Origin of the sequence: Micromonospora orduensis (assembly GCF_006228125.1) — a bacterium.
Classification (GTDB): domain Bacteria; phylum Actinomycetota; class Actinomycetes; order Mycobacteriales; family Micromonosporaceae; genus Micromonospora; species Micromonospora orduensis.
Map to the genome: position 1 here is coordinate 1 of NZ_VDFY01000030.1, position 2,032 is coordinate 2,032.

At 75.1% G+C, this 2,032-nt stretch carries 2 protein-coding genes; one reads left to right on the forward strand and one right to left on the reverse strand.

The genetic code is table 11. The features are described 5' to 3' along the window. Positions 1–1,054: DUF6297 family protein (locus tag FHG89_RS32680; RefSeq protein WP_167517310.1), on the forward strand; the 1,054-nt coding region annotated here is incomplete at its 5' end. A 16-nt stretch (positions 1,055–1,070) separates the two neighbouring features. Here the strand turns inward: FHG89_RS32680 and FHG89_RS00210 are convergent. Beyond that, positions 1,071–2,032 (reverse strand): extracellular catalytic domain type 2 short-chain-length polyhydroxyalkanoate depolymerase (locus FHG89_RS00210; protein ID WP_139581833.1); only part of this gene is annotated, 962 nt, incomplete at its 5' end.

Sequence of the window (2,032 nt, forward strand, 5' to 3'; positions counted from 1 at the left end):
CGGGCTGGCGCCGCGCCTCGCGGCCCTGCTGGGCGGCGCCGCCGCCGGCACCGCGCTGCTCGGCGTGGCAGTGGCGGCGCTCGGCGGCGTCAGCGACCCGGCCGCGCTGGGCTGGGCGGCGGGCGCCGGCGCGGGGTGGGGCGCCGCCGCGCTGGCGCTGAGCGTCGTCGCCCAGAGCAGCCGGGCGGGTCGCCGCTGGCCCACCGTGGCCGGAGCCGCCCCCATGGTGGCCGCCGCCGTCATCACCGCCCTCGTGGTGCTCACCGGTCGCCTCGGCGACGGGCTGCCCCGACCGGCGTCGACGCCGACGATCGCGCTTGTCGCCCTCGGGGTGCCCCTCGCGGTGGCCGGCACGGTCCTCGCGGTACGGGCGCTGCCCCGGGTCGACCGGGCCACCCTGACCACCGGCGCGCAGTTCGCCAACGCCGCCGCCACGGCCACGATCCTGCTCGACCCGAGCCTGCTCACCGGCCTGGTGGAGAGCCGCCGCTGGCGCCGGATCGGCCGGGTACGCAGCAACCGCTTCCTGCCCGGCCCGGGCTGGTGGGCGCTGCTCCAGGCCGACGTGCGCCGGCTGCGCCGCCACCCCAGCGCCCTGCTGATCTGGGCGGCCCTGATCGGAGTCCAGTACGCTGCCGCGCTCGCCCTGCCCGGGCTGGCCGGCGCCGCGCAGGTGGTGTTCGCCTACCTCGCCGCCGCCCGGCTGACCGGCGGACTGCGCGCGATCAGCCGGTCGACCGGGCTGCGCCGGGCGCTCGGCGGCAGCGACGCCCTGCTGCGCGGCATCCACGTGGTGGTGCCGGCGCTCGGCGCGGGCCTGTGGTGGCTGGCGACCCTGCCGACCGTCGAGCCGGGGCCGGCGTGGCTCGCGCCGACCCTGGCGCTCGGCGTGGTGGCCGCCGCCTTCCGCGCCGGCACCCGACCACCGATCGACTACGGGGGCGCGACGGTCAACACGCCGTTCGGGATGGTCCCGGTGGACCTGCTGCGGCAGGGCGCACGCGGGCCGGCGTTGCTCGCCGTGCTCGTCCTCGTCCAGCTGTTCCTGGGCTGACCGGGCGCGCCCGTGCTCACCCGTCCAGGCGACGGACCATGTTCATGATGGTCTCCACCTGCGCGCCGCCCTTGATCGGGAAGTTCGTCGCGCCGAGATAGCCCCACCAGTCCCAGCAGCCGTTCGGGTTGCTCAGGGCGGTGCCGGCCTGCGGGTAGAGGACGATCAGGTTGTTGGTGTCGGCGTACTGGTTGAGGTTGGCCCGGTCGACGAAGGCCGCGCCCACCGCGCCATACCCCTGCGCGCAGCCGTGCAGGGCGACCAGCAGGCGGCACGACTGGCCGGCCGCGCAGGCCGACGGGACGTACGCGAAGCCGTTGGCGTCCATGCTCAACCCGTTGGCATAGCCGTTGACGGCGAACGTGTTCTGGCTGAACCGGATGAGCGTGCCGCCCAGCGCCCCGGTGTTCGGCGCGTTCACCCCGCCGAGCAGCTTGCGCAGCAGGGCGTTCTGCGGGTCCGTGCCGCAGTCGTTCAGGTACGGCGACGCGGTCGCCGTGCACCCCTGCGTCCCGTACGGGGTGACCCAGGAGTGGCCGGCCGCGGTGCCGCCGTCGTACTGCACACTGACCCCGAAACGCTGGTAGTAGCGGACCAGGTCGTCGGTGACGGACTTCTTCACTGTGGTGTCGTTGGCGCCGTGGAACACGTACACCGGGTCGCCGGAGAGGTTGCCGACCGGGTCCACCCAGCCGTACGACGCCCAGGTCCGGGTGTACGCCTCGAGCGCGGAGACGTTGGTCGGGTACAGGTTGTCGCCGCAGCCGTACAGCGCCTGCGCGACGGTGTTCTGCGAGCAGTAGTAGGGCCCGGCGGCGAAGACGGCCGCGCCGCGGATCCGGGACGAGTACGCGACGTGCAACTGGGTGGCCATGTACCCGCCGGAGGACACCCCGGCGACGTAGACGCCGGAGACGTTGTACGTGCCCAGCGACCCGGACACCGGGGGCTTCGTGGCAGGGGTGGCGGCGTGGGCGG